The organism is Pseudoalteromonas fuliginea, assembly GCF_000690055.1.
Taxonomy (GTDB): Bacteria; Pseudomonadota; Gammaproteobacteria; order Enterobacterales; family Alteromonadaceae; genus Pseudoalteromonas; species Pseudoalteromonas fuliginea.
This window is the reverse complement of record NZ_JJNZ01000078.1, coordinates 1-6,280: the sequence shown is the minus strand read 5'-3', so window position 1 is coordinate 6,280 and position 6,280 is coordinate 1. Positions and strand designations below refer to the sequence as shown.

Sequence of the window (6,280 nt, the reverse complement as noted above, 5' to 3'; positions counted from 1 at the left end):
TCTAATTTGTTTGCCTCGCTACCTAAGTAGGTTGGCTGTTAGAACTCAATCTGTACGAGTGCCCACACAGATGATTGCTTTATATTGTTAAAGAACGTCTTGAGTCGCTTTAGCGTTTCAAGGGGTGCGAATAATACACCCTTTATTTTTCGAGTCAACACTTAGTTTTAAACTTTCTTTCGACAATTTAAAACCGAAGTTTTATTTAACTCTCTGAGTAGTTCGTGCCTCGCTATGCGTTGGCGTTTCCTGTCTCAGTGGGGTCGCATTATAGGGAGATTCGAGCGGGGGTCAATGTTTTATTTCAGCTTTTTGACAATTAAATGAATTTAGTATGAAAGCTATACAAACAAAGGGCTGTAGGATACTTTTAGTTTAAAAAACACTCATAATTTATGTATCAATTGATGATGTATTAGTAAGGTTTAAACTAAGCTGTATGTTAAACAAACAACACACAGCTTTATTTAAAATTAAATATTTATTTAGATGCTATTTCCCATACGGCAATAGAGCCTGATATTTCATTTCCAACAATTAAGAGTGGATTTCCTGTTGCACTTTGCTCTGCTGAAACGAATACCATTCCTTCAGGTGCCAAATCGCCTGTAATATTCGCTCCTTTAATTAAGCCTCTATTATAGAAGTAGTCTTCAAACTGCACATTATATGGATTGGTAATGTCGTAAGCCATAATCCCACCCATACGCTCAAGCCCTATAAAAGCAAATGTACGATCGTCAATTTTGCCAATAGTCAGCGCTTCAGGCTCTGCGCCTTTATCATCTGAACGTGAGTCACCTTTGTTTTCATCTTCATTATTGTTAAATGATTCACCATGCACAGATGCTGTTATACGTGCTATATCGTCACCTGAATCAAAAACCACCAGCCCATTGCTATCCCAAATAGTAAAAGAACGTGCACCATAAGCATAAAGCGATTCGTATTGTCCGTCGTTATTGGTATCGCCTTTTATTGTTGTTACTTTTAAGCGACCAATATCATCATCGTCATTATTTAAGTAATCAAAATTAGCAGCAAGCGTTAAGTCTTCAACGCGGCTTTCATCTATATAAGCTAAGCAGCCATCGTCTTTATCGTAATCAAGTCCGCCCTTTGCTATACAGTCTGCTTCATCCGTTGTATCAAAAAAGTATTCTCTTGCGTCACCTTCGTTGGCAGTAACTATAAAGTTAGCGCCTTTCCAACTAAAACTTGAGATAGTATCGGGCTGGTAAATACCATAGAGCCCTGGGTATGATTTAAAATTCACGCCGCCGTCTTTATCTGAGGCATCAAGTTGTAAGCTTGACCAATCTTTAAAGCCTAAGCCCTTTAGCTCAAGACTGTTGTCTTGTAGGTTAACTATTGCAAGTGCATTGTTTTCTTGAATAGATACATAAGCATATTTGTTATCTTTAGAAATGCTAACGTACTCGGGCTCTAAATCCATAGCTACTGTAGTATTTATTAGATTACCGTTAATAGTACGACCATTTGGGTTTGCAAAAACTACCCCTTGCGCTTCTAGTTCGGTTTGTTTGTTGTTATAGGCTTTAAAATCAATATTTATTGCTGTATCGGCTATTACATTATTTGTTATATCGATAATACTAATAGAACCTTCAGGATCTACGCTGTAGTCGCCACTTGGTTCACCTTCGTTAGCAACCACTGCCTTTGCGCCATCATGGGTGAACGTCACCATGTCTGGTAAAAATCCGACCGTTACGTTTTTAATAAATACAGGTGAGTCGCCGCTTATATCGTAAAAAGCAATTTGACCTGCATCACCCGTGCTTTTAGCAGCCATTGCGACCGCGAGTAAATTATTGTTTTCATCAATAGCAATGCTGTTTGCATCGCCTTGAGTATGCTCGTTTAAAGGCAACGTAATAACGGATGTTAAATTTTTGCCGTTTATAACCCCTTCGTTATCTTTAACGAGTGCGGCAGTATCAAAGGTGTCGGCGGGTAAAATATCAACAACAGCGTCATCGCCTGAACTGTTAATAGCGTAAATCCATTTTTTAGATGCTTGGTATGCAACTATTTCAGCCGCACCTTCTGGGCTTTGTGCATTTAGTACACCTCTACCCACAAGGTTAATATTTAATGCTGAATTAGCATTTACACCATTTATCCCATTAATGCCATTTGCGCCTTGTTCTCCCTGTAATCCTTGAGAGCCGTTTTGACCATCGTCACCATCAAGTGCGCAACCAGTAAGAATAGATATAAGTGACAGCGCAATAATTGATTTTTTAAACATATGATTTTCCTTAGTATTGTATTTGCTAAATATCAACACACAGGCATGACAAGATTATGGCAGTTTTAATACAGCCTCTTAGCCTAAGTAATTAGCTTATACGCTAGCGGAGTAATTAAAATTAAAGCGGCCGTATAACCAAGCATTTTTACACTCGAGGAATACTCTCGTTTAATTGCAACTCCTAGCAAAGGTCTAAGTACATCAATACGTGTAATACTCCATGTTATAACCCCGCAGAGAGACCAAGTTCCTGTAATAATGATAAATGGCTCAACAACAGTCCCTAAACTTAAAGGTTGCAGTAAAAAACACAAAATAATCAAAATGCTTTGATGCAATAAATAAAAGGGAAACACCCATGCATTGAGCTGCTTTAAATAGTAGGTATTAAAATTTAAAAATCGGTGAGCGAGCGCAAGTACAAAAAATACACCTACAACACGTTGAATATTGTAGCTAGCGCTTAAAATAAAATGAGGAAGAGTAAACACCTTCTGATAACTTAATATTATAAGTACAAACAAAACCGCAAAACTCAAAGCTAGTAATACTAAGTTTTTATTTAAGCACTTCCAAAAGTAAGTGTTTTTAGCAAGTATGTATCCTGCGAGTAGCAGTATTAAGCCGTTAGTTTCTCTGATTGAATCGCCAGTTAAGTAATGGCTTATAAATAGTGTGGCAATAGTGAGCAAGGTAATTAAAAACCCAAATGACATACCCGCTTTAACAAATGTTTTTAAAGGCGCAATAAAGGGCAAACGTTCAAAAAGAGCTAAAACAATAATGATCAGCATAAATTGCCACAACGAGCGCAAATACCATAAGTGATTTACATCCATATGCGGCCACACCCCAGACTGATAATTGATAAAAAGCGTATTGTTAGTCTCTATAAAAGCTAAATAAAATTGCCAATAACTAATATCAATAACACCGTGCTGCGACATTTCTGCAAACAGCTGTAAAGGCACTATTAACCATAAACCCACCAGCAAGGGTAATAGTAAAAAAATAGAGCGGTATAAGGTGAAATGCAACCAAGACTTAAAGCCACTTATTTTATCAATCATAAAACGCAGTGCTACGCCCGATATAAACCAAATGAGCAACATACGCCAAGGTGAAAACACCAACATTAAATATTCAACATACTGTGATGTGTAATTACTTTTAAAATGAAATCCCCAGTTTTCGCTATACAACATGCCAATGTGATAAAAAATTAGCGACGCAAATGCGATTACCCTAAGCCAATCAAGATAATATTTACGCGAATTAACTAATGAAGGTTGTTGTGTTTGAGTGTTCATGCTTTTACTACTTTATGAATTTTATGCGTTATTCATACCTAAAGCTCTCGCTAAAACTATCTACAAGTGCTTATATTACAAGCAATAGTGATAAAAGGTGGTATACAGGGATAAGCGTGCCACATTAGCAATAAGCATACATTTATGAACCTACAGCACTTTCAACGTTTTCAAAGCATTTACGCATCAGTATTACTGTGTGCTTACGTATTAATTAATAATACAGTAAACGCTACAACCCAAATAATGGAAGCCCAAAGAGAAGGCGCTTTAACTTTTTTAATGTGGGAGCCATTTGTTTGGGAGTATTCAAGTGCCTTGAGTACTTTGCTTATATTCCCTATTTTAATTTGGTTTTTAAGACACTTACCTTTTAATTGGCAAAATATTACGGCCTCATTAGGTATGTACTTTGCTGCCTCTATTATATTTAGCGTGTTACACGTTGGTATTATGGTAGGGGTTCGTAAATTCATATATTTGTTGAATGATGGGTCTTACAACTTTGGACTTAGCTGGTTTGAGCTTATTTATGAATACCAGAAAGACGCTATAAGCTTTGTGTTTTTTATCGTACTTATCAAAGTATATCAATATGTGGTACAGCAGTTACTAGGTGAAGCTTCTTCAATTGAAGAAAGTGAGCAGCAAACAAAATCGACCATAAATCGCTTATTAGTTAAAAAGCTCGGTAAGGAATTCATTATAAAAATAGAGGATGTTGATTGGCTTGAATCGTCGGGTAATTATGTAAACCTACATATAGGCTCACGTATATATCCGTTAAGGGCAACGCTTACAGCATTAAGTAAACAACTTGAAGTGCAGGGGTTTTGTAGAATTCACCGCAGCCATGGCGTAAAACTCGATAAAGTGGAGTCTATTACACCACTATCCAGTGGCGACAGTGAAATAAAATTAACTACAGGTAAAGTACTAAACCTATCTAGACGCTATAAAGAGCAATTTAAACTTCAACTAAAATAAAAAAGGCTACCTAAGTAGCCTCTAATTGTTATTTTTTAACTGGGCGTTTCCAACCTGTTAAATTACGCTGTTTAGAGCGTGCTATTGCTAATTGGTCATCTTCAACGGTACTGGTTATCACCGAGCCTGCACCAATTGTTGCAGTTGCACCTATATTTACTGGGGCAACAAGTGATGAATTAGAACCAATAAAAGCATTATCGCCAATAATAGTTTTTGATTTATTAACACCATCGTAGTTGCAGGTAATAGTACCAGCGCCAATATTCACTTTTTCGCCAATTTCAGCATCACCTAAGTAACTTAAGTGGTTGGCTTTTGAGCCTTTACCTAAACGGGTTTTTTTCATCTCAACAAAGTTACCAATGTGTGAGTCTTCTTCCATTACAGCACCAGGGCGAAGCCGAGCATAAGGACCCAACGTACACTGTGCGGCAACGCTTGCATCTTCAATTAAGGTATTTGCCTTTATTACCACGTTATCGCCTATGGTACAATTTTTAAGGACACAGTTAGGGCCAATTTGTACATTGCTACCAAGGGTTACATTACCTTCAAAAATAACGTTTATATCAATAAGTACATCTTCACCGGTGGTAACTGTTCCACGCACATCAATACGCGCAGGATCAGCAAGTGTTGCACCATTTAACATTAACTCTTGCGCTTGCCATGCTTGGTAAGCACGCTCAAGACCAGCAAGTTGTACGCGGTTATTTGCGCCCTCAACTTCCATTGCATGGTCTGGCTGAGCTGAAGTAATTTCTACACCTTCACTGTGCGCCATTGCAACGATATCTGTTAAGTAGTACTCGCCTTGTGCATTATTGTTAGATAAGTTACCCAACCATGTTTTTAATAGCTTACCGTTAACAGCCATAATGCCTGTATTTACTTCGTTAATAAGTAACTGCTCTGAGCTTGCATCTTTTTGCTCAACAATACCGACTAACTTACCACCGACACGAAGCATTCGACCATAGCCATTTGGGTTTACCAAATTTACCGTTAATACCGCTAAACCATTTTTAGGTGTTGCGGCTAATAAACGCTCTAGTGTTGATTGTTTTGTTAGTGGTACATCGCCGTATAAAATTAATACCGTGTCTTCATCATTAACATGAGAGTTGGCTTGCGCTACTGCGTGGCCAGTACCAAGTTGTTCAGCTTGGAGTACCCAATTTACATTGTTATCGGCAAGTTGTTGTTGTAATAGTTCGCCGCCGTGTCCGTAAACTAAGTTTGTAGTCGTTGCACCTAATGCCATCGCATTATCAATAACGTGCTGTACCATTGGTTTACCTGCAACTTTGTGCAAAACTTTAGGTAGAGCAGAGCGCATACGAGTACCTTTACCCGCAGCAAGAATAATAGTTGTTAGAGCCATTAAAACAATTTCCTTTTTTCGTTGTTTTAGCTAAATAAGTCTTATGTTTGTGCAGAAGATTACGTAAATCACTTCTTGTGCAAATACTCAGTAGGTTAGTTTATTAGTACTGAATCTTGACTGAAAAACACACTTAATTGAATAGCGTTATTGTAGCGGGGATTCGGAAAGGATATAAGTGAAAATTGCAATTACAGCACCCCTGTAGAACACTCATAAAAAACAATACAAGCCATTGATTTTAAATGAATTATTAACATACTCCATAAGCAAACCAATAAATAGAGGTTTATTAGTAACTCATAGGTTGGATCTTAA

General features: G+C 37.5%; 4 protein-coding genes. 1 reads left to right on the top strand and 3 read right to left on the bottom strand.

What is annotated here, in order from left to right:
- Positions 1-481 precede the first annotated feature (481 nt).
- Entirely contained in the window at positions 482-2,275 is a 1,794-nt protein-coding gene (locus tag DC53_RS02370; RefSeq protein WP_033031754.1) for a choice-of-anchor I family protein, read from the bottom strand.
- An 83-nt stretch (positions 2,276-2,358) separates the two neighbouring features.
- Positions 2,359-3,588 carry an acyltransferase family protein gene (locus tag DC53_RS02375; protein ID WP_033031753.1) on the bottom strand — a complete coding sequence of 410 codons (1,230 nt, stop codon included), beginning with the start codon at positions 3,586-3,588 and terminating at the stop codon, positions 2,359-2,361.
- A gap of 144 nt (positions 3,589-3,732) precedes the next feature.
- Between DC53_RS02375 and DC53_RS02380 the strand changes: the two genes are divergently transcribed.
- Positions 3,733-4,575 carry a LytR/AlgR family response regulator transcription factor gene (locus tag DC53_RS02380; protein WP_033031752.1) on the top strand — a complete coding sequence of 281 codons (843 nt, stop codon included), beginning with the start codon at positions 3,733-3,735 and terminating at the stop codon, positions 4,573-4,575.
- 28 nt (positions 4,576-4,603) lie between these two features.
- Here DC53_RS02380 and glmU read toward each other — a convergent pair whose 3' ends face one another.
- On the bottom strand, positions 4,604-5,962 hold the full coding sequence (gene glmU, locus DC53_RS02385) for a bifunctional UDP-N-acetylglucosamine diphosphorylase/glucosamine-1-phosphate N-acetyltransferase GlmU (RefSeq protein ID WP_033031751.1): 1,359 nt from the start codon (positions 5,960-5,962) through the stop codon (positions 4,604-4,606).
- Positions 5,963-6,280 lie beyond the last annotated feature (318 nt).

Coding starts and splice junctions, on each gene's coding strand:
- DC53_RS02370 (WP_033031754.1), bottom strand. CDS start 2,275: ATGTTTAAAAAATCAATTATTGCGCTGTCACTTATATCTATTCTTACT.
- DC53_RS02375 (WP_033031753.1), bottom strand. CDS start 3,588: ATGAACACTCAAACACAACAACCTTCATTAGTTAATTCGCGTAAATAT.
- DC53_RS02380 (WP_033031752.1), top strand. CDS start 3,733: ATGAACCTACAGCACTTTCAACGTTTTCAAAGCATTTACGCATCAGTA.
- glmU (WP_033031751.1), bottom strand. CDS start 5,962: ATGGCTCTAACAACTATTATTCTTGCTGCGGGTAAAGGTACTCGTATG.